We start from the raw sequence: 25942 nt of genomic DNA, 5'->3' as shown, positions 1-25942 counted from the left end.
CCGTCACCGAAGCCCGTACTCCTTCAGTTTTCGATAGAGCGTCCGCTCCCCGATCCCGAGCAACTTCGCCGCCTGCTCGCGGTTCCCCGCCGTCAGCCGCAGCGTCTCTCGGATCGCTCTCTTCTCGATCGCTTCGAGGCTCGTTCCCGCGAGCGAGCCTGCCGCACCCGAGCTCTCGTCGGCGTCGTCCGTCTCTGCCGCGCGCACCTCGTCCGGGATGTGCCGCGAGTCCAGCGTCACCTCGCCGCGCTTCTCTCCCGCCTCGCCCAGCGCGGTCACCACCATGTTCTGCACCACGTTCAGCAACTGCCGAACATTGCCCGGCCACGGGCACGCTGTCAGACGCATCAGTGCGGCGTCGGTGATCCCCGGCGTCGGACGGTCCGGCGCGAGCTGCGACGCGTACTTCGCGATCGCGTGCCGCACGATCCGAGGCACGTCCTCGCGTCGTTCCCGCAGCGGCGGCAGATGCACGTGCGCCCCGTTGATGCGGAAGAACAGATCCTCACGGAACGTCCCTTCACGCACCATCTTCTGCAGGTCCTGGTTTGTCGCGCTCACGAACCGCACGTCTGTCTTCCGCGGCTCGTTCGAGCCAAGCCGAACGACCTCGCCCGATTCCAGCACCCTCAGCAGCTTTGCCTGCATCGAGAGCGGCATGTCCCCGATTTCGTCGAGGAACAGCGTCCCCCCGTTCGCGTACTCGAACACGCCCTCGCGGTCACGCTCCGCACCCGTGAACGCTCCGCGCACGTGCCCGAACAGCTGGTCCTCCAGCAGGCTCTCGGCCTGCCCGGCGCAGTTGAATGCCACGTACCGCGCCTTCGCGCGCGCCGAGTTGCGGTGCACCGCCTGCGCGATCAGCTCCTTGCCCGTCCCGCTCTCGCCCGTGATCAGCACGGGGATGTTGCTCGCCGCGACCGTCTTCACGGTGCGCAGGATGCGCCGCATCGGCTCCGACCCGGCGATGATCCCCTCGAACCCGCCGTGCTGCACCAAGTCGTCGAGCGGGCCGGACTCGTGCCGCAGCAGCACCGTCTCCGCCGCCCGATTCACCACCCCGCGGAAGACCTCGAGGTCCAGCGGCTTCTCGACGAAGTCGTACGCCCCCTCCTTGAACGCTGCCCGCGCCGTCGGCACGTCGCCGTGCGCCGTCACCATGATCGTCTCGGCCGCGGGCTGAAGTTCCCGGGCCGCCGCCAGCACCAGCAGCCCCGCGTCCGCTCCGTCCGGCCCGACGCGCCGGCCGCCGAGCGTTGCCTGCCCCGCCGACGCGGGCATCCGCAGGTCCGTCACGATGACGTCGAACGCCCCCCCCCTGAGTTCCGCCATCGCCGCGTCCACCGACCCGACGATCGTGCAGACGTGCCCCGGTTTGCGAAGGGCGTCGGCCATGACCTCCGCGTGGTCCGGCTCGTCCTCCACGATCAGCACCTGAGCGACCAGCCGCCCTCCGCCTTGTCTGTCGCGCTCCGTCATGGGCACACAGTCTAGAGGGCAGGACGATCGGCGAGTTCCGGTTTGCCCCTCACCACCCCGTCTTGACCGGATCGACCGCCAAACGCCGCGCCGCGCACAGCGCCACCGCCAGCGCATCGGCCACGTCCGGCGGCTCGGGCGGCTCAGCCAAAGAAAAGAACGCCTGCACCGCCGCCTGCATCTGCTCCTTGCTCGCGTGCCCGAACCCCGTCAGCGACTTCTTCACCTCGTTCGGCCTGTACTCCACCAGCCGCACGCCAGCCGACCGGATCGCCAGCAGCAGCACCCCCCGCGCGTGCCCCATCACGATCGCGGTCGCAGGGTGCTTGTAGTGCGCGAAGAGCGACTCGACCGCCACAACGTCAGGCCGAAGCCGTACCAACAACTCGCGGAAGTCCCCGTCCAGCTCCGCCAGTCTCGCCGACACACTCACAGCGTCCGGCGGACGACGCGGCTCATCCGCCCCGCGAGGCCGCGGCGCGCCCAGCCGCAACACCCCCGCCTCGACCAGCGCGGGCCGCTCACCCAGCCCGTCCACGCACCCGTAGCCGGTCAGCCGCAGGCCGGGATCGACGCCCAGAACGCGCACGAGATCAGAGTAGCGTCCCTCGCGGAACGAGGGCCGAGAGCCTCCCCAACTCCCGAAACACGCACTTCGAGGACAACCCTCGGAAACTCCCAGCGTGAGTGTTCACGTGCGGCTCCGTTCGTGCCATCGGGTATCGACCACCCCGGCCGGCGTGCGGCCGACACGACAAGGAGTCCAGACATGCGAACCGTGAGCAAGATCGTGATCGCAGCCGCCCTGACCGCGGCCTCCGCCCTGACCTCCTCCGCCAAGGCCCAGAACGACTGGCCCATCACGCCCAACGACTGGAAGAGTCCGCTCTACAACGGCTACGGCCAGTACCAGGAAAGGGCCGGCGGGCTGCACTTCCACGAGGGCGTGGACATCGAGGTGAAGGCCGGCGACGAGATGAAGGCGCCCGCGTGGATGAAGGACTACTTCGTCCGCGCGATCAAGAGCGATGGATACAACTCCTACCTCGTTCTGGCGGAGAACAAGGCCGGCGCCTATGGACAGACATTCAACCTCGTCCACCTTGAGCCGCACAAGGACCTCAAGGTCGGCGACAAGATCGCCGCAGGCACGACCCTCGGCAAGGTGCGCAAGGGCACGGGTCACCCCGCCCACCTCCACTTCGATTGGGCCAACAACGAGAGCGCGTGGACCAAGATCGGCAAGCCCGTGGACGACCTGCTCGCCCACGTCACGCCCGCGAAGGGAAACGAGGACACCCACAAGCCTTCTGTCGGCGCGGTGCGGTTCCGCGTCGCCGCCCACGACCGCCTCGGCACTCACACCAAAAACACCCACGGCATGATGGACGAGACCGAACGCGACGACAACGACTACTTCTTCCTCAAGGTTCCCGGCGGCCCCGGCAAGGACGCCGCCATCGTCGGCGCTCGCGCCGCCACCCGCAGCATCAAGGCCGGCAAGGAAGACCACGACGGCTCGGCCGACTTCGACATCGTCGCCTCAGCGTGGGACCAGTGGCACAAGGACGGACGCTACATAGGTGTCCGCAAGATCGGATTCCAGGCCAAGGGCGTCACCGCCGCCGGCGACACCGGGGCTGTCAACACCGTGGACTTCCGTGGACAGTTCCTCGGCGCGGGCCAGGACTACGACGACTTCCGCAACCACGAACTCGTCCGCGCACTCTTCTCGAACGACAAGCGAGCAAACTCGAACGACGGCAGCGGCGACAACAAGGACCTCGTGCACTGCTTCACCGTCACCAACGCCGACGGCACGGGTGTCGTCAAGAAGGCGAACATGGACCTCTACTGGAACTCCAACGTCAGGAAGGGCGAAGGTCGGAAGTGGAACACGCCGAGCAGCGAGGCCAACGACGCCGCGAAGAACGCGCACGCCCTCTTCCCCGACGACTTCTACGACGTCACGATCACCGTCGAGGACTACTCGGGCAACAAGAACACCAAGGTCCAACGCATCCTTCTCGACAACTTCATCCAGACCGTCGAACTCGAGAAGACCAACTACGCCATGGGCAAGCCGCTCATCATCGAGTCGATGCTCAACTTCCTCCCCGACGCCGGCGTTCCCCTGATGCTCCTCACCGCGCGCCCCGACCGCGACCTCCCCCTCTCTCTCCAGGGACAAATCCTCACCTACGCCCCGATGGACAGCGAGGGCGAACTCTTCAATCACACGCTCTCGCCCCTCAGCGAGATGGGCTCCTACTGGCTCGTCGCTGACTACGACGGCGATGACTACTTCACCCGCCGGCTCGATGCCTTCGACCGCTTCAACGTCGTCCCCGGCCCCGCGACACTCGCGCTCCTCGGCGGCACGCTCCTCATCCCCGTACGCCGCCGACGCCTCGCCTGAGGCTCCCCGGGGCGACACGAGAGAGACGCCCCGCACGCCTCGCCGGCGCACCCCATCAAAGGGTGCGCCGGCTTTCATCACACTCGCTCGCACCCGCCACCCAGTGCGGTCATCCGCGGATGCGCGCCAGCGCGTGCACCACAGTCCGCGCGATGATGTCCGTCTCGAGGTTCACGTGCGTTCCCTCGACCAGGCCACCGAGCGTCGTCCGTTCCAGTGTCGCGGGGATCAGCGCAACCTCGAACGCCGCCCGTCCCGGCTCCGTGCAAGCGATCGTCAGCGACACGCCGTCCACCGCGATCGACCCCTTCGGCACCACCAGCGGCGTGAGCGACTCCGGCGTGCGGATTCGCACGCGCCACTCCGGCTCGCGCGCGATGCGCTCCACCGTCCCCAGCGCATCGACGTGCCCCTGCACGAGGTGCCCGCCGAGCAGTGAGTCCGCACGCAGCGATCGCTCGAGGTTCACCCGCGACCCGGGAGCGAGCGAGCCGAGAGTCGTCCGCGTCAGCGTCTCAGGAACCGCGTCGAAGACCAGCATCGGCAACTCGTCCGGAAGGGCATGGCAGGTCAGGCACACCCCGTTGACCGCGATCGACTCCCCAGGCTCGGGCCGGCACGCCCACCCCTGCGGGTCGATCTGGATCCGCAGCCCCGCCGGGATCGGCGTGAGGGCATCCACCCGCCCGACAGCCTGAACGATGCCGGTGAACACGCCGACAGCGTAGAAACCTCGCCGAGCGAACGCGCCAACCCGTCCTAGGCTTGACCAACGGAGGGTCAGGCCGGATACTGCCGGTCCCTGCGGGCGGGGCCGGGGCGTGCGAACGCCCACCGGTCCCCCGACCCTCCACCCTCGGACACCCGGGAGGCTGATGCGGATGGCACAGCGTGGCGATCGGAAGCGGACGGCCCGGATGGCTCTGTCAGTCGGGCTGGGGGGCCTGCTGACGCTCGCATCACTCTGCGGCACGGCAGCCTGCACGAGCGACGAAGGGCCGTCGTCATCCGCCTCGACTACCCGCACGACTTCCGCTCGTTCGCCCGGCGCGTCAACAATCGAAGCCAGGCGCAGGGCCTTCCAGGTCAATCACGACGACTGGGGCCGCCTCGGCTACCGCCTCGACTGGCGCGGCTTCGCCCACGTCGGCCCGCGCCAGCGCGTCACCCACCTGACCCCCTACGACGACATTGTCGTCGTCCACGAGTCCGGCAGCGTGCTCAGCGTTCTCGAAGCCGATACGGGCGCGCTCCGCAACGCAAACGAACTCGCAACGCCGCTCACGCGCTTTCTCGGCCACGTCCGCGACGGCTCACGGGTCATCGTCTCCAGCGAATCCGAACTCTTCGCCATCGACGTGACGACCGGCAACCTCCTCGACCGCAAGCCTCTCGCCAAAGTCGCCAGCACCAGCCCCATGCTCGCCGAGGGGCTCATCATCAACGGCACGCCCGCCGGCGAGGCCTCGGCGTACCTGCTCGGCGCGCCCGTTCGCGCCTGGGCCTTCGGCATGGGCGATCCGATCGACACCGACCCCGTCATTGTCGGCGATGCCGTCGGCCTCGTCTCTCGCTCCGGCAACGTCGCCTTCCTCGACGCCGCCTCCGGCAGCCTCGTCGGCCGCGCACGCATCTTCGCAGGAAGCGACGCGACCCCTGCAGCCGACGGCTCCACCATGTTCATCGCCAGCCTCGACCAGTCCATCTATGCCTTCCACGCCCACGGTGGCGAACTCGCCTGGCGCGTACGCACCGCGCGGCCGCTCCGCCAACAGCCCACTCATCATCAGGGCGTCGTCTACGTCGGCACCGAGGATCGCGGCCTGCTCGCCCTCGACGCCGCAACCGGCACGGAACGCTGGGCCGCCTCGGGCGTCACCGGCACCGTCATCGGCGTCCGCGCCGGCCGCCTGCTCGTCTTCAACGGCCGCGAAGCCCTCACCCTCGACCCGGACACCGGCGACGTCGTGGAACGGGCCGCGCTCCCCGGGGTCGCCATCCTGCGGCCCGACGCCTTCGTGGACGGCAACCTCTACGCCGTCAGCGCGCAGGGAGTCGTCGCCAAGTTCGTCCCGCGCTCCTGATTCTCGCCACGGTATCATCCGCGCGATGCCCGACCTCGTCCCGATCCGCCGTGCGCTGCTCTCCGTCAGCGACAAGACCGGCATCGTCGAGTTCGCACGCGCCCTCGCCGCCCTGAGCGTCGAACTCGTCTCCACCGGCGGCACCGCTCGCGCACTCGCCGACGCCGGCCTCACCGTCACACCCGTTGAGCGTGTGACCGGCTTCCCCGAGATGATGGACGGCCGAGTCAAGACCCTTCACCCCGCCATCCACGGCGGCATCCTCGCCCTGCGCGACAACCCCGACCACGCCGAAGCGATGCGCCGCCACACCATCGGCCCCATCGACCTCGTCTGCGTCAACCTCTACCCTTTCGAACGAACCATCGCCAGACCTGGCGTCGCGCGGGATGAAGCCGTCGAGCAAATCGACATCGGCGGCCCGGCGATGGTCCGCTCGGCGGCGAAGAACCACGAGTGGGTCGCAGTCGTCTCCGATCCCGCGGACTACCGGCGCGTGCTCGACGTCATCGAACGCACCGGTGGCGCGACCACCCGTGCCCTCCGCACCGACCTCGCTGCCACCGCCTTCGCCCACACCAGCGCGTACGACGCCGCGGTCGCGGCCTACCTGCTCGGCACGAGCGGCGAGCGATTCCCTCTCCAACTCCGGCTGGTTTACGAGCGGCGCGCCCAACTCCGCTACGGCGAGAACCCCCACCAGGCCGCCGCCGCATACGCCTTTTCGGCCTGGACCGGTCCGAGCGTGGTCACCGCCGAGCAACTGCACGGCAAGCCGCTCAGTTACAACAACCTGCTCGACGCCGCGGCCGCCCTCGACCTTGCGCTCATGCTCGCGGCGTGCGATTCGGGCCGTGTCGGCGCGTGCGTCGTTAAGCACACCAACCCATGCGGCGCGGCCCTCGCCGACGACGCCACGCTCGCCGTCGAACTCGCGATCGCCGGCGACCCCCTCGCGGGCTACGGCGGCATCGTCGCGCTCAGCGCGGAGGTGGACGCCGCGGCCGCGGAGCGCCTCTGCGCCGAGGACGCCTTCTTCGAGGTCGTCGTCGCGCCATCCTTCGAGTGGGCCGCGCTCGAACGCCTCCGCGAACGCTGGAAGAACCTCCGCATCCTGCAAACCGGCCGTGGCGCGCGCCCGTTCGGCACGCTCGAGGCCCGATCGATCGCCGGCGGGCTGCTGCTGCAGGAGCGCGACGACAGGCCCGGCGACACCACTTCGTGGGTCCACGCCGCAGGCCCGTCCCCGACGCCAGAGCGCCTCGCCGAGGCCCGCGCCCTGGAAGCCGTCGTCCGCGCTCTGTCCAGCAACGCCGTCGCCATCGGCGGCACGGCCCCTGAAGGGGGGGGGGTGCGGCTCTTCGGTGCGGGCGCGGGTCAGATGGACCGCCTCGCTTCCTGCCGCATCGCCGCCGAGAAGGCGGGCGTCCTCTCCCGTGGCGCGATCGCCGTCAGCGACGCCTTCTTTCCCTTCCCTGACGGACCGCGCGTGCTCATCGACGCCGGCGTGACGATGATCGTCCACCCGGGCGGCTCCAGACGCGACGCCGAGACGTTCACGCTCTGTCAAGACCGAGGCGTGACGTGCGTGACGACCGGCATCAGGCGATTCCGTCATTGAGGCCCATGGCCACAGGCCGAAGGCGAGAGACAGGACGAGATCCCCGCCTCGCCCTGATGCCCAACATCGGGGAAAGTGTTGATCGGGCCGGGACGACCTACTATGACATTGGGGCGGCCGAACGGGTCAAGACCGCCCGAGGGAGCATGAGCCGGTACCTGGACCAGACTGTCGGTGTTCCGCTCAACGAAGCGGACGGGCTTTCGGAGGACGGGTTGCCTTCGGGGGTATCGCTCTCCCTGCCGCGAAACGAGGGCATGTCGGCCAAGGTGCTGGTGCTCAACCGGCTGTACGTTGCCGTGCGCGTCGTCTCCGCGCGTCGGGCCTTCGCCCTCCTCTTCCGCAACCACGCCGAGGTCATCCACGTCGAGAACGGCAAGTACCTGAACTACGACTTCGCCACCTGGGCGGAGATCGCCGAGCTGCAGCGCGAGTTCGAGCCGGCCAAGCACGACTGGGTGCGCACCGTCCGCTGCGATCTCGCCGTGCCCCGCATCATCCGCCTGCTTGGCTACGACCGCCTGCCGGTGCAGCAGGTGAAACTGAACCGCCGCAATCTCTTCGCCCGCGACCGCAACCGCTGCCAGTACTGCGGGGCTTTCTTCCCGACCAGTGAACTGACCATCGACCACGTCGTCCCGCGCGCCCAAGGCGGCGGCGACACCTGGGAGAACCTCGTCTGCGCCTGCGTCCCCTGCAACGCCCGCAAGGGTGGACGCACCCCGGAGCAGGCCCACATGCGGCTGGTCAGGCCTGTCGTTCGCCCTAAGCGCAACCCGATGATCTCGCTCCGCCTCGGCAGCGAGAAGTACGCCTCGTGGAAGGCCTTCCTCGACGAAGCCTACTGGTCCGTCGAACTCCGCTAGCCGCGGAGCCTTTCAAAGCCCTTCCTTCCGTCCCTTCCGGGCGGGGCCTTGCAGTCCCCGCTCAGCCCTCTTCATCGCTGCATTCCATCCACCGCCTTCGCCAGCGCGAAGTCCTTCTCGGTGATGCCCCCCGCATCGTGTGTGCTCACCGAAATCGTCACCTTGTTGTACCGCACCAGGATGTCGGGGTGGTGCTGGACCTTCTCCGCGTACTCCGCCACCCTGTTGACGAACCGCATCGCCTGGACGAAGTCCTTGAAGTCGTAGGTGCGTTGGATGGCGCCGCTGACTTCCGACCACTCCGGCGTCTCTGCGAGAGCGTCCTGAATCTCCGATTCGCTCAGTTTCGTCGTCACGCGGCGCTCCCCTGCGGTTCGATGGGCGGGAACACCAGTCTACCATGCCCGGCCCGTGAGCGACGATACCCGAGGAAAACCCGTCTCTCGCCACGCCTCCGGGGTCACTCGCCTTGCGCCATCGCCCACGGGCGCGCTCCACCTTGGCAACGCCCGCACGTTTCTGGTCACCTGGGCCATCGCACGCCGCGCCGGTTGGCGGATCGTCCTCCGCGTCGAGGACCTCGACAGCCCGCGCGTCAAGCCGGGCGCGACCGAGTCCTGCATCTCGCTGCTCGAATGGCTCGGTATGGACTGGGACGTGGGACCGATCGTGCAGTCGCACGACCTCGAACCCCACGTCGAAGCCATGCGCCTGCTCGCCAAGGAGGGGCACGTCTACCCCTGCGAACTGAGCCGCTCAGAGATCGAGGCCGCGGCCTCGGCCCCGCACGACGAGCCGATGCGCGCGGCGGGTGAGACACCCTCCCCATCGTTCGGTGGACGAGAGGTGAGATTTCCGCCCGAACTCCGCCCCCCCCTCACGCCGCGCGACTTTGACGAGCGCGAAACCAACTGGCGATTCGCCGTGCCCACCGGCGCGGACGGCGTCGTCCGCTTCCACGACGCCATTGCAGGCCCACGGGCGATCTCGCCCGCAGACACCATCGGCGATTTCGTCGTCTGGACCAGGCGCGCCCAGCCAGCCTACCAGCTCGCCGTCGTCGTTGACGATCACCGTCAGGGCATTACCGACATCATCCGCGGCAACGACCTGCTCGACTCCGCCGCTCGCCAGCTCCTGCTCTATCGTGCTCTGGGCTTCGCCCCTGAGCCACGCTACCTGCACCTCCCCCTCGTCGTCGGCCCCGACGGCCGACGCCTCGCCAAACGCCACGGCGACACGCGGCTCGACACCTATCGGGCGCGCGGTGTTTCACCCGAGCGCATCATCGGCCTCCTCGCTCGCTGGTGCGGCATCGACGCCGACGAGATGGACGCACGAGAGTTCAGCGACCGCCTCGATCCTGCTACCATGCCCGGGTCGGCGGCCGTCATGCGCCCGGAGGACGAACGATGGCTCCTGAAAGGATGAATCGCATTGGTGGAATGGTCCTCGCGCTCTGCACCATCGGCCTGGCCCTTGCCTCCTGCTCCGACAAGGCCGTCAGCGCGAACGTCGAGAGCGTCCAGATCGCCGGCAAGTGGTTCCACCTCGAACTCGCTCTCGACGAACCGACACGCATGAAAGGACTTGGGGGTCGCGGGTTCATCGAGCCGGACGGCGGCATGCTCTTCGTCTTCCCCGCCGCCGCCAAGCGCTCCTTCGTCATGCGCGATTGCCCCATCTCCATCGATATCATCTTCCTCGACCCCAGCGGCCGCGTCGTCGCCATGCACCACATGGAGGCCGAAGAACCGCGGCGTGAGGGCGAGTCTGACTGGCAGTATGAGGAACGCCTCAAACGCTACTCCAGCCGGTTCGACTGCCAGTTCGTCATCGAACTCGCCGGGGGCACGCTCGAAACCCTCGAACTCAAGGCCGGCGACCGCATCTCACTCGACACCGCCAGGCTGAAGGCACGGGCGAAATAGACCGATAGTCGCTCCGGGGTCGGCCCCGGGCGGCGTCACGGCGCGCCGCAGGCGGCCGCGCGCCGGAGGTCGCCCGACATGCGCCAGCAGAGGATTCTCCTCGTCGCCTCGCCCTCCGTTCCGCCAAAGGTCCGGGAACATCTCGGCGCAGCCGTTCTCGAATCCTGGCCAAGAGCCGGCCACAGTCCCACCATCGTGGACGTTGAGTTCGAGCACCTGCCGGAGGCCCTCCTCGAGCGTCCCATCGCCCAACTCGCGCTCGCCGTCCTCGACAAGAATGACAGCAGAGCCGGCGTCGCACGCCTCGTGGACGACCTCATCGCCGCGCGGACCGCCGGATTCATCCTCCTTCCCGCCGAGAACGCGCTCCAGGCGCACGACCTCGAAGCCGAGGGTGTCCTCATCGAATCGTGGGATACCAATCCCGCAACCCTCGCCGCCGCTCTGCACGCCCTCTGCCAGCGCGAGTGCATGATCGAACGCCTCTCACGCGAACTGAACCTCACCCGCGCCGCCCACGGCGGCCTCAGCGGACAAATGGCTCAACTCCACGAGGAACTCAACCTCGCCTCCTCGGTCCAGCGCGAACTCATGCCGCGCGAACTGCCCCGGGTCGAGGGGTTGGACCTGGGCGTTCTCTTCCGTCCGGCGGGCTTCGTCAGCGGCGACGTCTACGACTGCGTGCGCATCGGCGAACGCCGCGTTGCTTTCCTGCTCGCGGACGCGGTCGGCCACGGCGTGCCCGCCGCACTCCTCACCATGGTCATCAGCCGCTCGCTGCGCCGCACGCTCGACGACGCGGGGCCGAGCGGCGCGGTCGATCCCGCCGAGGCCATGCGCCGCCTGAACCGAGATCTCTGCGGCGCGGGCGCCGGCTCCTTCCAGTTCGCCACCGCGGTCTTCGGCGTCGTCGATGCCGAGACATGGGAAGTCACCGCTTGCGTCGCAGGCCATCCGTCCCCTCTGCGGCTGCGTGCAGGAACGGTGGACCGGATCCCCGCCGACGGCCCGCTCCTCGGCGTCTTCGACGCAGCCGAGTTCGAGCAGTCCCGATTCCGCCTCGCCCCGGGCGAGACGCTCCTCATCTACAGCGACGGCTTCGAAACAGCGTTCCCCACCGGCGCCGACCGCCGATCGCTCGGCAAGCCGACCTCCGCCTACCTGCGCCACCTCGGCAGCCTCGGCAACCGCGCGGATGCAACCGGAAGCGTCGGCGCGGCACTCCTCGAGCTCACCGGCCTCCTCGACGCCCAGTCCGGCTCGCTCCACCAGCGGGACGATGTCACGGCTCTTGCCATCCGGCGAACTGACGCCGCGGCTGTCCAGCACCGCGCAGCCGCATAAAGCCCGCTCGAAACGCTCGCCACTTCGCGCTCTTCAAACCCGTCGCGTTCAACCGCTTTCCTCAGGTCACGCCGGCACAGGCGCACGCTTGCGCAGCACCGTGTCCGTCTCGATCAGACCGTCCCGCAGCCGCACGATCCGCTCGCACCGGTCGGCGATGCTGTCGTCGTGCGTCACCATGAGGATCGTCATCCCCTGCGCGTGCAGGTTCTCGAACACCCGCAGGATCGCCTCGCCCGTCGTCGAGTCCAGGTTCCCCGTCGGCTCGTCCGCCATCAGGATCACCGGTCGGGTCACCAGCGCGCGCGCAATCGCCGTCCGCTGCTGCTGCCCTCCCGAGAGTTCTCGCGGACGGTGGCCCACGCGATCCGCCAGCCCCACCAGCGCCATCGCCTCCAGCGCGCGGCGCCGCCGCTCCATCTTCGGGACGCGCTGATACACCAGCGGCACCTCCACGTTGTCCTCCAAGGTCAGCTGCGGGATCAGGTTGAAGGCCTGGAAGATGAACCCGACCGTACGCCCCCGGAAGTCCGAAAGCTCCTCGTCGCTCATGCTCTGGACGTCCTTGCCCGCGAGGTGGTACCGCCCCTCCGTCGGCTGGTCGAGGCAACCCAGCACGTTCATCAGCGTGGACTTGCCCGACCCTGAAGCCCCCATGATCGCAACGTACTCACCCCGCCGGATGGCGAGGTCGATGCCGCGCAGGGCCTCGACCATCACCGAGCCGTCGGGCTTGTAGTAGGTCTTCCGGACGCCGATCAGTTCAGCGACGGGCGGAGCGGTTGCGGAATCGGGCATGGGATTGAAGTGTAGGTGTCGAAGCCGCCGAGGTTGCGGCCGCTCACCCCTCCGCATCCTCCAACTGCAACCCTGCCAGCGCGGTCAGCGGATCCGGCGCAAACTTGAACACCTTGTCCAGGCCGGTCACCATCAGCACCGACCACACCTCGTCCGTCACCGAGCAGACCCGCAGCGAACGACCCGCGTCCGCCAGCATCTTCCGCAGCCGCAGCAGCTGCGCCAGGTTCGAGCTGTTCACGTAGGTCACGTTCGCGAAGTTCAGCACGACGTGCGGCACCTTGTTCGGCGGGGCGTCGCCCAGCCGCTCGAAGAGCGCGTTGAACTCGTCCGAGAGCGCAGGCTCGTCGGCCAGTTCCGCGACGACGATCGTGTCGGACCAGTCGATGGGCATGGGCCGCAGTGTACCGCATCGGGTCCGCCCGGTCAGGCGGGGGTCTCCTCCCCGTCGCCTTCCTCGACCCGTTCGACGGCCACGACGGCATCCCCCGGCTTGAGGCTGACGACCCGCACCCCCTGCGTGCCTCGGCCGATCATCGAGATCGAGGCGGCGGGCATCCGCACCAGCAGCCCGCCACGGGTGATGACCGCCACGTCGTCCCCCTCGCAGACACCGACGGCCGCGACCGACGGGCCGTTGCGGGCCGACGTGCGGATGTCCACACGGCCCTTCCCGCCGCGCGACTGCGAGCGCGGTTTGCCGGTCTCCGGCTGCACGCGGTACTCGTCCACGGCCGTGCGCTTGCCGTAGCCGTTCTCCGTCACCGTGAGCAGCGCGAGGCCCCGCTCGAGGTACGCAGGGTCGGTCATCAGGTCGCCCTCGGCGTCGCGCACCATCGGCACACGGACAGCCCCGATCACCGCGTCGCCCTCGCCGAGTTCGATCCCCTTCACCCCCGCGGCCTGCCGGCCCATGTCGCGGGCATCGTCCTCGTTGAAGCGGATCGCCATCCCATGCGCCGTCACGAGGATCAAGTCGTCCGAACCCGACGTGAGCAGCACGTCCAGCAGCGAGTCCCCATCCTTCAGTCCAACCGCGATGATCCCCGCGCGGTTCACGTTCGAGTACGCCTTCAGCGGCGTGCGCTTGATGATCCCGCCGCGCGAAAGGAACGTCAGGTAGTTGCTCCCCGCCTCAAAGTTGCTGATGGCAAGATAGGCACAGGTCCGCTCCCCCTCGCGCAGATCCAGCAGGTTCACGATCGCCCGCCCCTTGCTCGTGCGGGACATCTCGGGCAGCTCGTACACCTTCAGCTTGAACACCCGCCCGGTGTCGGTGAAGCACAGTAGGTCGTCGTGCGTGCTGGCCACGAACAGGTGCTCGATGAAGTCTTCGTCGCGGAAGTCAGACGCACGCACGCCCACCCCGCCACGACCCTGCGAGCGGTACGTGTTCAGCGGCACGCGCTTCGCATACCCATGGTGCGAGATCGTGACCGCCATGTCCTCGACCTGGATCAGCGCCTCGATGTTGATGTCGCCCTCCGCGTCCTCGATCGCGGTCCGCCGCTCTGTTCGGTAGCGAGCCTTCATCTCCTCGCAGTCGGCCTTGATGATGTCCAGCACGCGCTGGTCGTCCGCGAGGATCGCCTCGTACCCTTCGATCTCCTCGACCAGCGCGCGATAGTCCGCCACCAGCCGCTCGATCTCCAGCCCGACCAGCTGGATCAGCCGCAGCGCGCCGATCGCGTCCGCCTGCACACGAGTCAGCGCGACGCCCGCTGAGCCGCTCCGCTCGGCGAGTTCCAGCAGGCGCGAAGGAATCTTTGCGGCGTACGGGTGCCCCGCCGGGATGCGGAAGCGCCGGGCCATCAGCGCGGCGATCGCATCCTCGCGCGTCCGCGACGCGCGGATGAGCCGGATCACCTCGTCCACGTCGCAGACCGCGAAGATCAGCCCCTCCAGCACGTGGGCCTTCTTCTTCGCCTCGCGCAGCAGGTGCGTCGTCCGGCGTCGCACCACGTCCGCACGGTGCCGCACGTAGCAGTCGATCAGTTCTCGCAGCCCCAGCGTGCGGGGCTGGCGGTTCACCAGCGCGATGTTCATGATGCTGAACGTCTGCTGCAACGGCGTGAACTGGTACAACTGGTTCTCGACGACGCGCGGGTCCGCTCCCTTCTTGAGTTCGATCACGATCCGCGTCTGCGCCTCGCGCCCCGACTCGTTGCGCACGTCCGACACGTCCTTGATCCGCTCGTCCCGGATCGCCTCGACGATGCGCTCCACCAGCGTGTTCTGCATCAGCGAGTACGGAATCTCATCGATCACCAGCAGCTCACGGTCGCCGCGCCCGACCTCCTCGACGTGGGTCCGCCCGCGCAGCACCAGCCGCCCGCGCCCCGTGTCGTACCCCTCCACGATCCCCGCTCGCCCGTGGATCACGCCCCCGGTCGGGAAGTCCGGCCCCTTCACCCCAAGTCGCGTCACCTTCCCCTCGGCGTTCGTCTCGTCCTGCATCAGCTCGCGCAGCGTGATCTCCGGGTTGTCGATCACCCGCGTGATCGCGTCGAAAATCTCCGTCGGATTGTGCGGCGGCAGGCTCGTCGCCATCCCCACCGCGATTCCCATCCCCCCGTTGATCAGCAGGTTCGGGAACTTCGCGGGCAGCACCAGCGGCTCCAGCAGGCGATCGTCGTAGTTCGGCTGGAAGTCCACCGTGTCCAGTTTGATGTCCGCCAGCATGTCCACCGCGGCGTGCGTCATCCGCGCCTCGGTGTACCGCATCGCCGCGGGCGGGTCGCCGTCGATCGAGCCGAAGTTCCCCTGCGGATCGACCAGCGGCACGCGCATACGCCACCGCTGCGCCATCCCCACCATCGTCGGATAGATCACCGACTCGCCGTGCGGGTGGTAGTTGCCGCTCGTGTCGCCGCAGATCTTCGCGCACTTCAGGTGCTTGCGGCCGGGCCGCAGGTTCAGGTCGTTCATCGCGACCAGGATGCGACGCTGGCTCGGCTTCAACCCGTCACGGACGTCGGGCAATGCCCGGTCCATGATCGTGCTCATGGCATACGTCAGGTACGAGTCGCGGAGTTCATCCTCGATCTGCAACTCGACCACGTTACCGGCGTCGTGCCCGCCCGGAGGGGTCTCGTCGGGCGGGAGAGAAGCGGTGGTGTCGTCAGCCATTCGGGAGGTCTCTCAGGGCGTCGCGGGGTGCGGTCGGAAGGCGCCGGGATGGACGGGAAATCATAGGCAAAACCGCCCTTCGTTTCCTGCTGCAAGCCGCCCTTCCCCGCGCCACGGACCACCGCCTGTGCTCGGGAGAAACCCGCTCACGGCGTCTTCTCTGCACGCGCATCCATGGCTTGAAACACCTCCGTCAGCGTCAACAAAGCCAGCGCGGTCGCCTCCGGCGGCATCCGCTGGTCCCACGGCGCGCTCCGAACGCCGAACGCTGCCCGTTCACGGTCCGCGTACAGATGGCACACCGCTTCATCCGCCGTCAACTGGCGCACGAACCGCAGCGATGCCAGCAGTCGCGACAACTCCGGCAGCACCAGCTCACGCTCTGTCAGACGCTCGTCCGCCAGCATCGTCGCCATGAGCGGCAGCACGCGCACCGTATGCCAGGTCGGCAACGGGTTCTCCGACCGCGTGAACACCACGCCCCCCACGAGGTCCAGAGCATCCGCCGTCGCGTCTCTGTCCGACAGCTGGTGCTCCCACACCAGGTCGCGGACGTCCCACATCGCCTGCGCGGCCGGCACCTCGCCCGCAGGGTGGAGCGCCAGTTCCGCCCAACCCAGCCACGGCAACAGCGACACCATGCTCGCCGTACCGATCGCTCCATACACAGCCCGCAGGTCTCGCTCCGCGGCACCCGCATCCCCGTGCCCGGCCGCAGCCCGTACCGCCCGTGCCCAGATTACCACCGCGTCCCGCGCCGAAGGCGGACTTCCGAGCGGCGCACGCTCCAACTCGGCCATCGCCGCGTCCAGCGCGTCAAGGAAACCCCGCACGTCGTCGTCTGCGTGTGCGCGTGCTCCGAGCCGATGTACCGCCACCCACAGCATGGCGACCGACGCCGAGTCCCGAAGCGGGTCGGTCTCCCCAGGCTCAACCACGGCCAGGTCCTCGAGGAGCGACATCGCGAAAGATCGTGCCCTTTCCGATCGGTCGGGCTTCGCTCCCGCTGCATACTCCGCCAGCGCGAACGCCACCAACCCCTGCTGCAACGGCGATGCGAACGGCGGCTCCGCCCGACCGGCAACCGGCAACAGCGTCCCCACCATCCCGTACCGCCCCGCGTCGCGCCACCGCCGCGCCATCAAGTGATCCGCGTAGCGATCCGCGAGCGCACGCAGGTCGCCCGTGCCGAGCGATGCCCGATCGACGAGCCTCGCGCCCCGGTACAGGAAGACCGGCGGCTCGCCCCGCGCCGGATGTGCAAGATGCACCGTACGGAAGCGGTAGAAGACAACCCCCTCCGAGCGTGCAAGATCGGTCGGTGTGCGCGCCCCGAGTTGCGGATCGCCGACCGCACGCGCCACGAGCGACGAGAGCTCGACTTCGAACGGTGCGCCCGACGCGAGCATCTCGGCCGGGAACGTCGCCCGCCACGAATCCCCCACTCTCACCGCCACGCCGTGCACACCGGGCGACAGCATCGACGACGGGCGGGCCAGCTCCTCCTGCGTCAGCGGCACAAGCGGCCCTGCGAGTTCCAGCGTCACTTCGAGGGTCGGAGCAAACGCGGTCATCCGTTCTCGCCATGTCGCGTCGCGCACGACCGCGAGGCGCTCCTCGACCGCGGACATCGCCGCTGCCGCAGCCCGCGCTATCCCATCCTCGCCCTCCACCAGCGAAACCTCCCTCGCCAGCACCGTCCCACCGAGCCGCACCGTGACGCACACCCCCCCTCCTCGCCCTCCCGTAGCAGTGACTTGCTGGCCCCCTTCCACGCCTCCCCGTTCTTCGTGGCGGGGCCTTTCCAAGCCCCGCTCAACCTCTCCCTGCCTCGGCACAGCCCACGCAGCAAACCAAGCCTCCACCTGCTGGAACGCTCTCATGGCCTCTGCCGGCGTCGGCTCACCATGACGCTGCCCCGTCGGCTGGGCCGCACGCCCCCCAGCCATGCCGACTGCCGCCACGCACAACGCTGCGACGACGCAACGGACCGCGTTGCGAACCGGCAACATCCGCGACCAGCGCCGAGCGTTATCGGGCGACCGGATGTCGCTGGCACACTGTAAAGGGCGATCGGCCCCGCGCACATCGGTCCGGCACGCGCGTTGAAGCGTGAGTGACGGATCGACAGCGGGAGAGCGCACGGTGAAGTCTCTTCTCACGATCACACCCAACCAGCGCCGCGTTGCCCTGCTGGCGCTGCTCAGCTTTCTCGCCCTGTGCTAGGGCGAATGGTCTCGCGCCAGTCTAGTTGAGGCGCGACCGCGCGGGAGGCAGAGAGAGAGAGAAGCCCCGGGATTCAAGCCCCGGGGCATCTTTGTCACGGGGCTGATCCCAACTCCGCCGTGCAACGGTCACCCCACCCCGGTTACACCCCGATCGGGGATGCTCGCCTATTGCACCAGGCCCTTCGTCAGCCGCATGAACGCCGTCTCGAGGTTCACCGGCTCCTCGGTGAACTGCGTCAGCCTGAATCCACCGTTGATGAGCAGGTTCGGCAGGTCGGTGTAGGACCGCCCGCCTGCTTCCTCGAATGTCACATGGAAGAGTGTGCCCGCTTGACCGTTGACGCTCCCCGTGCCGTCGGCCATCGCGACCTTCTTCACGCCGGGGTAGGCCTGCAGAACCTGCTCCGCACGCTGCGGGTCGCCCACGACACCGACGTGGATCACGTGCCCCACGCGCGCCTTGCGCAGAATGTCCGCGACCGGCCCGCTGTAGAGCAGCTTGCCCCGCTCGATGATGCCGACGACGTTGCACAACTCCGCCAGCTCGTGCAGGATGTGCGAACTGATGAGGATGGTCTTCCCCATCCGCTTCAGTTCCTTGAGCAACTCGCGGATCTCGATCCTCGCCCGAGGGTCCAGCCCCGAGGCCGGCTCGTCCATCAGCAGCACCTTGGGGTCGTGCAGCAGAACCCGCGCGATGCTCAGCCGCTGCTGCATACCGCGGCTCAGGCTGTTCACCTCGGCCGTCGCCTTGTACGTCAGGTCCGTGAGTTCCAGAACGTCGTTCACGACCCGGCGGCGCTCCTGCCCGTGGATGTTGTACGCCGCGGCGAAGAACTCCAGGTACTCGGTCACCACCATGTCCTCGTACGCGCCCATGAAGTCCGGCACGTACCCGATCATGGGCCGGATCTGGCGGTTCTGGTACCCGATCGTCAGCCCGCACACCTGCGCCTGCCCGCTCGAAGGCTTCAGGAGGGTCGCCAGGATCTTGATCGTCGTCGTCTTGCCCGCGCCGTTGGGGCCGATGAACCCGAAGCAGTCCCCCTCGTCGATGGTCAGGTTGAGGTTGTCGAGCGCGACGAGTTCGCCGTAGCGCTTGGTCAGGTTGATCGTCTCGATCATCCGCACGCAGTGTCTCCCTCGCCGATCAACCGCCGCCTTCCGTTCCGCCGACCGCCGCGGGCTCATCCCCTCGCGCCGGACGCACGACCAGCGGCGGATCGTCGGGCAGAGGATAGATCCAGCGGACCACCGTTGTCCCGTCGAAGTGAACCGTCCGCTCCTGCCCGCCGATCGACACACGCATCGGCGTTGGGCACGCGTCCTTCCCCGACGCCTTCAGGTGCCCGATCACGATCACGCACGGCTGCGTGAACCACCTCCCCAGATCCCACCGCTGCGCCCCCGCCCGCCTCGCCAACACCGGCGCGGAGGTGTCCGTCACCCCGCGGCTGAAGTCCGGGGGCGCGAGGTGGCTGAACAGCGCGAGCGCGGCCAGACGATCCGGCGCACGCCGCGGGTCCGCCGTCTGCTCGCCGAACCCGCCCGGTACGCTCGACGACATCCGCGTCAGGTCGCCCAGGTAGTTCTGCGCCAGCACGTCCGTGCCCGAGAGCACCGTCGCCAGTTCGAGGTTCAGCGATTCGCCCGGCTGCCAGACGCCGGTCCGCTTGAACGCATACGCCGTGCAGATCAACTGGTCGCCCGGCGGCACCCACATCGGCTGCTGCCGACGCACCACCACAATCACCACGTTCTCCAGCACACCCGGCAGTTCATGCGTCAGGACGCCTTCGAGCAGGTGGTTGCCGATGTCACTGCGCCGGAACCGGATCGCCGTGTCGGGGTTGCCAGTCGCATCAACGATGGGCCGGATCGATCGCCACGCCATGCCGCCCGACCAGTCCGACACAAGTTGCTTCACCGTCGCACGCGTCGGGAACGTCATCGAGTTCGGTGAGCGGCCGTCCACCGTGTACCCTCTCGCGTCAGGGAACCCGCCCCGGCCAGAGATGCCGAGCGTGCGCGGCTGATCCCACGGCGCGATCGCTTGATGCACCCGCGGCCCCCCGACAACATCCGGCTCTTCGCCCACGGTCACGGTTGCCTCGCCGTAACTCGGCACGAGCAGGCTCATCCACGTCCGCGTGCGCTGCTTGCGCTCGCCGTAGACATGGTCGAGGAACGTCAGGTGCGTCGCCTCCAGCCGCTTCGGCCTGAGCAACAGCGCGCCACCCCACGCCAACCCCGTGAACACCAGGCTCGTCGCCAGGAACGCCACCCACGCGTGCCGCACCGCCTGCCGCCGCTTCAGCAGGCCGAACCCGCCTGGCCCGGCCGCGATCCAGTACACCGCGAACACCACGAACCCGAGGAAGACGCCCGCCACGGCACGCCCGGACTTCGCGATCGATGACGGCAGGTCCTGGTCATAGTCCACCGTCGTCCGGAACCCCAGCGGCCGGCTGCTCCGCGCCTCCAACTGCGCCAGTTCCGCCTGCGACATCACCTGCCCGCGCCGCCCGAGCACACGATGCCAGAACACGGCCGCCTCCGGCAACCCCGCCTGCATCAGCCCCGGATGCCCGAGATCAATCCCGATCAGCGTCACCGCCCCCGCCCCCACCAGCCGACGCGCCACCACACACTCACCATCCGGCCCGTTCAGGACGCGCATCGCCTGCCCCGGGTCCGTATCCGCGCGAGGTGTCAACGAATGCACCGTCCCGCCCTGCGGCAGCACGGCGTCCGCGCGCGACGTGAGCAGCGTCGAATACGCGCCGAGGTCCACGCCCGTGCGCCGACCGATGCTCACCGCCGGCATCATCTCCGCCAACTCGCGGTTCGCGATCGTGATCCAGTCCTGCCCCACCGGCGGCAGGCACACGATCAGGTGCCCCCCCCGCTCGACCCACTCCCGCAGCGCACGCACCTGCTCGATCGTCAGGTCGCCCGGCGAGCCGCGCGTCCACACCACCGCCTCCACCGGCGCCATCCCGAGCCACCGGTCCGGCACGTCGTCCGGCGTGTTCCCGGTCCGCGCGTCGAGCAGCTCATGCCCCAGCGGTGCATACGACGAGTTCTGGTACCGCGTCCCGTACTGCCCGAGACCGTGCGAGCGGTCGCCGATCACCGCCGCGACGGACTCGGTGGCCTCCAGCAGCCGAGGCGGAGTCACCCTGGTCTGTCCGATCACGCGCCCCTCGCGCACCTCGCCGCCGCCACCCTCCTCCGCCTCGAACACCGTCACGTTCAGCAGGTCCGCCGACTCGAACCGTCCCGGCAGACGCAGGTAGACCCACACCGGCTGTGACAGCCCCGGGTTCGTCGTCATCGCAACGCGGTACTGCGTCACGTCGCCGTCCGGGTCCGGCACGGACACACGGATCAGCACGTCACGCTGCCGCTCCGCCCGGTCCAAGACCCGCAGCCTGATTCCGGTCCACTCCCCCGCTCGTGCCGCGCCGGAGAAGCCGAACCGGTCGAGATCGACCTGCACCTCGCCCATCGGCGCGGCCGGGACTGAATCCGCCCCTTCGGGCGCGAGCAGGTCGCGCTGGGCCGCCGCCGGGCCGACCGCCAAGAGTGCCGCTAGCGACCACACGACCGCCCGCACCAGGTTCCCGAGGGAATCCGTCATTGTCAGGATTCTAATAGGCTCAAGCCCCGCCCGGTTGCGGCCGATTTCCCCCTTGTGGCTGCCATTCCCTCCGAGAGCCTGATCCTGATCGCCCTGATCATCGGGCTGTGCGTGCTGGGGATGCTCAACGCGATCGCCGGCCAGATCCGCGACACCCGAGCCGAGATCACCCTCCGCAGGCGCGTGGCCGACCTCAAGCGCCGCGCCGAGGAACACCTGAACGCTTCGATCACGATCGTGGACGACGACGAGCCGGGAGACGTCATCATTCTCGAAGACGAGCCAGCCACCCGCGCCGCCGCCTGACCGCTCCACGACTCGGGGCGAGGCGTTGCAGCCGCCGCTCACTCCCTCCCCATCCTCGCCAACTCATCCAGCAGCGCGACATGCGCCCGCGCCCCCAATCTGAAGCACTCCAACTCGAACTTCTCGTTCGGCGAGTGCACCCGGTCGTCATCCAGCCCGAACCCCATGAACACCGTGTCCAGCCCGAGCCGCTGCTTGAGCAGCCCAGCCACGGGGATCGACCCGCCGGACTTGATCAGATCCGGGGCGCGCCCGGCCGCACGCTCCAGCGCACGCCGGGCCACACGCAGCGTCGGCGAGTCCGTCGGCACCGTCGCCGGGAACCCGCCGCCGTGCTCGATGAACTCCCACCGGCATCCCGGCGGCGTGCGCTCGCGCAGCCACGCGAAGAACGCCGCCGTCACTTTCGCCGGGTCCTGGTCCGCGACCAGCCGGAAACTCACCTTCGCCGAGGCGTGCGACGCGATGACCGTCTTCGCCCCTTCGCCCGTGTAGCCGCCCACGATGCCGTTGATGTCGCACGTCGGCCGGCCCCACTCGCGCTCCATCGCCGTGAATCCCGCCTCGCCCACGTCCGCCTCCGGCGGCAGGCCGATCTTCCGCAGCGCGTCCGCGGCGTCGAACCCCAGCCGCCGCCACGCCTCCCGCTCCTCGGCCGTCGGTTCGCGCACGTCGTCGTAGAAACCGGGGATGGTGACGCGCCGGTCCTTGTCCCACAGGCCCGCGAGCACCGTGACCAGTTCATTGATCGGGTTCGGGCACCGCCCGCCCCACAGCCCCGAGTGCAGATCCTGGTTCGGCCCGTGCAGCACGACCTCCGTGTACGTCAGCCCACGCACGCCGTAGGTGATCGCGGGCCGCCCGCGTCCCAGCATCCCTGTGTCGCTGATCACGCACACGTCGCACTTGCCCAGGCGCTCCGCGTGCTGCTGCACGAACCGCTCGAGGTTCACCGAGCCCGACTCCTCCTCACCCTCCAGCAGCACCGTGAGACGCACCCCGGCCGCGGCAGCCCCCCCGGACTCCTTCCACGCCCGCAGCGCCTCAAGGAAGGTCATCACCTGCCCCTTGTCGTCCACCGCCCCGCGCGCGACGATCCGCTCACCCACCTCTCCCGACGCGGGCCGGATCACAGGCTCGAACGGCGGACTCTCCCACAACTCCAGCGGCTCCGGCGGCTGCACGTCGTAGTGCCCGTAGAACAGCACATGCGGCCCGCGATACCCAGCAGCCCCCGGAGCCTCCGCGAGCACCACGGGATGCCCCGAACCGGGCGGCTCCCCCGTCGGCAGCACCTCGACGCTCAGCCCGCACTCCCGCAACCGATCCGCCGCCCACGCGGCCGCCCGCTCGCAGTCCCCCTTGTGCTTCGGCTGCGTCGAGACGCTCGGGATGCGCAGCCAGTCCACGAGCCGGGAAATCGACTCCTTCTCGTGTGCCCCCAGCCACGCTAGTGCAGTTTCGGACGACATGGATCACTCCCGGCGAAGGTCGTTGCACCCGTTGCTCGTTGCCCTCAGCCCGAAGGGCCGTCAGCAAGTAGATCCCGAAGGTCCGTCAGCAGATAGAGCCCGAAGGGCTGTTCGTAAGTAGCCGGGGGTGTCGCGCCAGCGACCCCCGGAAAAAACCCACGTTCCCTCGGCAGCCCGAAGGGCTGCTCGTCAGCAGGGGTTGTTGTAGGAGTTCAGGTAGATCACGAAATCCACGGAGTTGACCTGCCCGTCGCCGTTCATGTCGGCCGCGGGGTCCTGCGCGTTGTACAGGTTCAGGTACTGCACGAAATCCACACTGTTGACCTCGCCGTCACGGTTGATGTCCGCAGGCTGGAGCAAACCGTAGATGATGTTCCAATCGTCCGCGTCGTTGTCGCCGTCGAGATCGGCATCGAGTTCGATCCGATACTCCGCATCGCCGATCACGTAGTCGTCGAAGGGGTCTTCCTCGTTGTCGATCGCGTCGAGAATCGCCGCCAGGTCATCGCAGTCGGCGACATTGTCGAGGTTGAAGTCACCGAGGATGCCGCTGCCACACCCGGCATCGATGAAGGACTGCATGATCTCGACATCGTTGCTTGTAATCTCTCCATCGCGGTCAAAGTCCCACCAGTCAGTGTACTCGGGGTTCGTCGCATCCTGAGTGCCCACGACGTCAGAGAGCGCGTCCACATCGGACTGAGAGAACCTGCCGTCGCCGTCCACATCCACATCGCCGTCAGAAAAAGATGCCATGAACGTGAATGCGACAAAATCCCCAGCCCCGCCGGAGAGATTCATCTCGCCGATGTACTCACCTGGCGAATCCTCCGTGACTCCGATGCCGTTCGAGCCAGCGTCCGTCTCGATCAGGACGAGCGCGATCGGCTGCGTCGATCCAACCGTACCAATCCGTCCGAACATTCCCGACACCCGGCGGGGTCTGCTGAGCGGCGCGCTCATCCCACCGCCGAGCGTGATTGTCACGGTTGCATCCCAGGGTCCATCAACCGTAAAACTGATCGCTGGATCCGCGTGCGCCACAAGTCCCGCCAACGTCCAGCAGTGTGGAAGCCCGTCGTCGCATTTCTCGATGTAACCGTGAAGATGGAGCCCGGCAAACCAAGACCCGAACCAGGTGGCGGCTTCCGAAAACACCTCATGACGGAACCCCCTGTCAACGCCGCCGAGCGAGACCCCTGCTCGCGCCACTGTGAAGCCGTCGTGGTCGGGGTCGAAATCGACCTCGGCGTCTGCAGCGGACAGCACGCAGGGACAGTTGCAGTCTTCACCGAACGTGGCCGCGACACCAGCAGCGAAGGCGATCGAGTACGCCTCGTCCAGCACGAAGGTCGTCCCTGTGTGAGCAGTGACGTCGATGTCTGCGAACGTCCACCCGTAGATGCAATCCTGGGCTCTGCAGGCTGTCGAGAACGTCATAGCAAGTGTGGCCGCAACCAGAAGAACCAACACGCGTGCGGTCGACATGCTTATCTCCTCTCTTATAGCAGTTTGCTCCGCCTCGCTGAATCAGGGAATGAACTCCCCTGCCTTGAAGTACGCCCTCGACTCCGGCGTTGCGGAGTTCCCGATGTACTGCGTACGACCGGGGTACCACGGGACGGGGTCCGTCCACGCCTCTTGAATTGTCATGCTACCCACATGACCATCCCAGTATGTCGCGTTGATGCTCGACCGGGAGTGGCGCGCGCTGAGCTTGATGTTGTACCCGGTTCCATCGTGACCAAGCGGTTCCCGGCCGTAGACTCTTGAGCCGTGGTAGATGGGGCCACCGTCGGAGAAGAAACTGAAGTTCTCGGCCATCGGAGACACGTCGAAGTCGAGTACTCTGCGCGGGAAATCGTAGTATCTCGTTCCGTCCGCGACGAGCACCTTGTTGCTCACCTGCACACCGAGGAAGTCCTCTCTCGGACGGTAGTTTCGGTCACGAATGACCTGGAACTGCGGTCCGTCACCTTGCATCTTCGGGTAGATCGTCGTCGTGAGGAATATCTGCTCTGACTTGAGATAAAAGTCGAATGTCGCCTTCCATCGCTCGTGCGAGTCGAGCAAGAAGCCGGCTGGCGCAATGAAACTCACTTGGCGGTAGCCGGTGCTCAGCGCCACGTCATCGAACTGGTCGAAGTCGTCCGCGGCGGAAGGCCCCGGCCACACTTCGTCATTCAGTACTTTCGCGGAGGCGCAGCCGTACATGTTGAGCAACTGAAGCGTTCGCTGCGAACGATTGGACGAGAAAACCCCCCCCTGTCCGATGGTTGGGCTGACCCAGTCCCAGTTGGTTGTCGGCGTATCCGACGAGGTCTCAAAGTTGAATATCGACTTCAGCGTCGCCTGCTTCCTGGCGACCATGAGCGCATACTTGAACGACGAAGTGTGCGGCCCGGCGAGGTACCCCTGATTGTCGTTGATGTAGTACTGCTGGCCCTGTCCCAAGGACCGCTGCGTTCCAGAACACACCATGGATTGGGCCGCTTCTCGCGCCTTGCCGAGCGACGGAAGCAGGAGACCGATGAGCATCGCGATGATCGCGATCACAACGAGCAGTTCAATCAAGGTGAACGCCCTGGGAAGCCCGGCCTGAACACGAGTGATTGCCATCGA

General features: G+C 67.9%; 21 protein-coding genes. 8 read left to right on the top strand and 13 right to left on the bottom strand.

The features are described from left to right. Nucleotides 1-3 precede the first annotated feature (3 nt). Both FBT69_01020 and FBT69_01015 read right to left on the bottom strand, forming a co-directional pair. A complete protein-coding gene (locus FBT69_01020) occupies nt 4-1596 on the bottom strand; it encodes a sigma-54-dependent Fis family transcriptional regulator (protein ID MDL1903382.1) in 1593 nt (530 codons plus the stop codon). Further along, complete coding sequence (locus tag FBT69_01015; GenBank protein MDL1903381.1) at nt 1529-2059, bottom strand: crossover junction endodeoxyribonuclease RuvC; 531 nt, start codon at nt 2057-2059, stop codon at nt 1529-1531. Before FBT69_01015 ends, FBT69_01020 begins: the two co-directional genes overlap by 68 nt. 189 nt (nt 2060-2248) lie before the next feature. Between FBT69_01015 and FBT69_01010 the strand changes: the two genes are divergently transcribed. Beyond that, on the top strand, nt 2249-3898 hold the full coding sequence (locus FBT69_01010; protein ID MDL1903380.1) for a M23 family metallopeptidase: 1650 nt from the start codon (nt 2249-2251) through the stop codon (nt 3896-3898). Between the two features lie 109 nt (nt 3899-4007). On the opposite strand, the gene FBT69_01005 is transcribed toward FBT69_01010, so the two are convergent. After that, entirely contained in the window at nt 4008-4613 is a 606-nt protein-coding gene (locus FBT69_01005) for a riboflavin synthase (GenBank protein ID MDL1903379.1), read from the bottom strand. Nucleotides 4614-4773: 160 nt separating this feature from the next. Here FBT69_01005 and FBT69_01000 point away from each other — a divergent pair, with 160 nt between their 5' ends. The 3 genes from FBT69_01000 (at nt 4774) to FBT69_00990 (ending at nt 8469) form a co-directional block, all read left to right on the top strand. Next, complete coding sequence (locus tag FBT69_01000) at nt 4774-5982, top strand: hypothetical protein (protein ID MDL1903378.1); 1209 nt, start codon at nt 4774-4776, stop codon at nt 5980-5982. Nucleotides 5983-6007: 25 nt separating this feature from the next. Then, nucleotides 6008-7603, top strand: a complete 1596-nt coding sequence (purH, locus tag FBT69_00995; protein MDL1903377.1) for a bifunctional phosphoribosylaminoimidazolecarboxamide formyltransferase/IMP cyclohydrolase — start codon at nt 6008-6010, stop codon at nt 7601-7603. A gap of 257 nt (nt 7604-7860) precedes the next feature. Then, a complete protein-coding gene (locus FBT69_00990; GenBank protein MDL1903376.1) occupies nt 7861-8469 on the top strand; it encodes an HNH endonuclease in 609 nt (202 codons plus the stop codon). A 71-nt stretch (nt 8470-8540) separates the two neighbouring features. On the opposite strand, the gene FBT69_00985 is transcribed toward FBT69_00990, so the two are convergent. Continuing rightward, the gene (locus FBT69_00985) at nt 8541-8825 is read right to left on the bottom strand and encodes a 4a-hydroxytetrahydrobiopterin dehydratase (GenBank protein MDL1903375.1); all 285 of its coding nucleotides are present in this window, start codon (nt 8823-8825) and stop codon (nt 8541-8543) included. Here FBT69_00985 and FBT69_00980 point away from each other — a divergent pair. The 3 genes from FBT69_00980 (at nt 8797) to FBT69_00970 (ending at nt 11744) form a co-directional block, all read left to right on the top strand. Beyond that, on the top strand, nt 8797-9900 hold the full coding sequence (locus tag FBT69_00980; protein ID MDL1903374.1) for a tRNA glutamyl-Q(34) synthetase GluQRS: 1104 nt from the start codon (nt 8797-8799) through the stop codon (nt 9898-9900). The two genes, FBT69_00985 and FBT69_00980, sit on opposite strands and share 29 nt — an antisense overlap. Then, complete coding sequence (locus tag FBT69_00975; protein MDL1903373.1) at nt 9882-10400, top strand: DUF192 domain-containing protein; 519 nt, start codon at nt 9882-9884, stop codon at nt 10398-10400. Before FBT69_00980 ends, FBT69_00975 begins: the two co-directional genes overlap by 19 nt. Nucleotides 10401-10478: 78 nt before the next feature. Continuing rightward, the gene (locus FBT69_00970) at nt 10479-11744 is read left to right on the top strand and encodes a hypothetical protein (GenBank protein MDL1903372.1); all 1266 of its coding nucleotides are present in this window, start codon (nt 10479-10481) and stop codon (nt 11742-11744) included. A 66-nt stretch (nt 11745-11810) separates the two neighbouring features. Here the strand turns inward: FBT69_00970 and FBT69_00965 are convergent, their stop codons facing one another. From FBT69_00965 to FBT69_00940, 6 genes are all read right to left on the bottom strand, one after another. After that, complete coding sequence (locus FBT69_00965; protein MDL1903371.1) at nt 11811-12542, bottom strand: ABC transporter ATP-binding protein; 732 nt, start codon at nt 12540-12542, stop codon at nt 11811-11813. Between the two features lie 43 nt (nt 12543-12585). Next, complete coding sequence (locus FBT69_00960) at nt 12586-12936, bottom strand: STAS domain-containing protein (protein MDL1903370.1); 351 nt, start codon at nt 12934-12936, stop codon at nt 12586-12588. Nucleotides 12937-12968: 32 nt separating this feature from the next. Then, nucleotides 12969-15671 carry a DNA gyrase subunit A gene (gene gyrA, locus FBT69_00955; protein ID MDL1903369.1) on the bottom strand — a complete coding sequence of 901 codons (2703 nt, stop codon included), beginning with the start codon at nt 15669-15671 and terminating at the stop codon, nt 12969-12971. A gap of 146 nt (nt 15672-15817) precedes the next feature. Continuing rightward, nucleotides 15818-17398 carry a hypothetical protein gene (locus FBT69_00950; protein MDL1903368.1) on the bottom strand — a complete coding sequence of 527 codons (1581 nt, stop codon included), beginning with the start codon at nt 17396-17398 and terminating at the stop codon, nt 15818-15820. Nucleotides 17399-18064: 666 nt separating this feature from the next. Then, the gene (locus FBT69_00945; GenBank protein MDL1903367.1) at nt 18065-19024 is read right to left on the bottom strand and encodes an ABC transporter ATP-binding protein; all 960 of its coding nucleotides are present in this window, start codon (nt 19022-19024) and stop codon (nt 18065-18067) included. A 25-nt stretch (nt 19025-19049) separates the two neighbouring features. Next, a complete protein-coding gene (locus tag FBT69_00940; protein MDL1903366.1) occupies nt 19050-21542 on the bottom strand; it encodes a hypothetical protein in 2493 nt (830 codons plus the stop codon). Nucleotides 21543-21596: 54 nt separating this feature from the next. Here FBT69_00940 and FBT69_00935 point away from each other — a divergent pair, with 54 nt between their 5' ends. Further along, nucleotides 21597-21848 (top strand): hypothetical protein, encoded by a 252-nt coding sequence (locus tag FBT69_00935; GenBank protein ID MDL1903365.1) that lies wholly within the window; start codon nt 21597-21599, stop codon nt 21846-21848. A 38-nt stretch (nt 21849-21886) separates the two neighbouring features. Here FBT69_00935 and FBT69_00930 read toward each other — a convergent pair whose 3' ends face one another. From FBT69_00930 to FBT69_00920, 3 genes are all read right to left on the bottom strand, one after another. Next, entirely contained in the window at nt 21887-23320 is a 1434-nt protein-coding gene (locus tag FBT69_00930; protein MDL1903364.1) for a M20/M25/M40 family metallo-hydrolase, read from the bottom strand. Between the two features lie 189 nt (nt 23321-23509). Beyond that, nucleotides 23510-24808 (bottom strand): hypothetical protein, encoded by a 1299-nt coding sequence (locus FBT69_00925; GenBank protein MDL1903363.1) that lies wholly within the window; start codon nt 24806-24808, stop codon nt 23510-23512. 42 nt (nt 24809-24850) lie between these two features. Next, nucleotides 24851-25939, bottom strand: coding sequence for a prepilin-type N-terminal cleavage/methylation domain-containing protein (locus tag FBT69_00920; protein ID MDL1903362.1), 1089 nt, complete (start codon nt 25937-25939; stop codon nt 24851-24853). Between the last annotated feature and the right edge of the window lie 3 nt (nt 25940-25942).

Origin of the sequence: Synechococcales cyanobacterium CNB (assembly GCA_030263455.1) — a bacterium.
Classification (GTDB): domain Bacteria; phylum Planctomycetota; class Phycisphaerae; order Phycisphaerales; family UBA1924; genus CAADGN01.
This window is presented reverse-complemented; position numbering and strand designations above follow the sequence as displayed.

Bases quoted from the DNA above. Each gene is read 5' to 3' on its own strand.
- FBT69_01020 (MDL1903382.1), bottom strand. From the start codon at position 1,596: ATGCGCTGGCGGTGGCGCTGTGCGCGGCGCGGCGTTTGGCGGTCGATC.
- FBT69_01010 (MDL1903380.1), top strand. From the start codon at position 2,249: ATGCGAACCGTGAGCAAGATCGTGATCGCAGCCGCCCTGACCGCGGCC.
- FBT69_01000 (MDL1903378.1), top strand. From the start codon at position 4,774: ATGCGGATGGCACAGCGTGGCGATCGGAAGCGGACGGCCCGGATGGCT.
- purH (MDL1903377.1), top strand. From the start codon at position 6,008: ATGCCCGACCTCGTCCCGATCCGCCGTGCGCTGCTCTCCGTCAGCGAC.
- FBT69_00990 (MDL1903376.1), top strand. From the start codon at position 7,861: ATGTCGGCCAAGGTGCTGGTGCTCAACCGGCTGTACGTTGCCGTGCGC.
- FBT69_00975 (MDL1903373.1), top strand. From the start codon at position 9,882: ATGGCTCCTGAAAGGATGAATCGCATTGGTGGAATGGTCCTCGCGCTC.
- FBT69_00970 (MDL1903372.1), top strand. From the start codon at position 10,479: ATGCGCCAGCAGAGGATTCTCCTCGTCGCCTCGCCCTCCGTTCCGCCA.
- FBT69_00965 (MDL1903371.1), bottom strand. From the start codon at position 12,542: ATGCCCGATTCCGCAACCGCTCCGCCCGTCGCTGAACTGATCGGCGTC.
- FBT69_00960 (MDL1903370.1), bottom strand. From the start codon at position 12,936: ATGCCCATCGACTGGTCCGACACGATCGTCGTCGCGGAACTGGCCGAC.
- gyrA (MDL1903369.1), bottom strand. From the start codon at position 15,671: ATGGCTGACGACACCACCGCTTCTCTCCCGCCCGACGAGACCCCTCCG.
- FBT69_00945 (MDL1903367.1), bottom strand. From the start codon at position 19,024: ATGATCGAGACGATCAACCTGACCAAGCGCTACGGCGAACTCGTCGCG.
- FBT69_00940 (MDL1903366.1), bottom strand. From the start codon at position 21,542: ATGACGGATTCCCTCGGGAACCTGGTGCGGGCGGTCGTGTGGTCGCTA.
- FBT69_00930 (MDL1903364.1), bottom strand. From the start codon at position 23,320: ATGTCGTCCGAAACTGCACTAGCGTGGCTGGGGGCACACGAGAAGGAG.
- FBT69_00925 (MDL1903363.1), bottom strand. From the start codon at position 24,808: ATGTCGACCGCACGCGTGTTGGTTCTTCTGGTTGCGGCCACACTTGCT.
- FBT69_00920 (MDL1903362.1), bottom strand. From the start codon at position 25,939: ATGGCAATCACTCGTGTTCAGGCCGGGCTTCCCAGGGCGTTCACCTTG.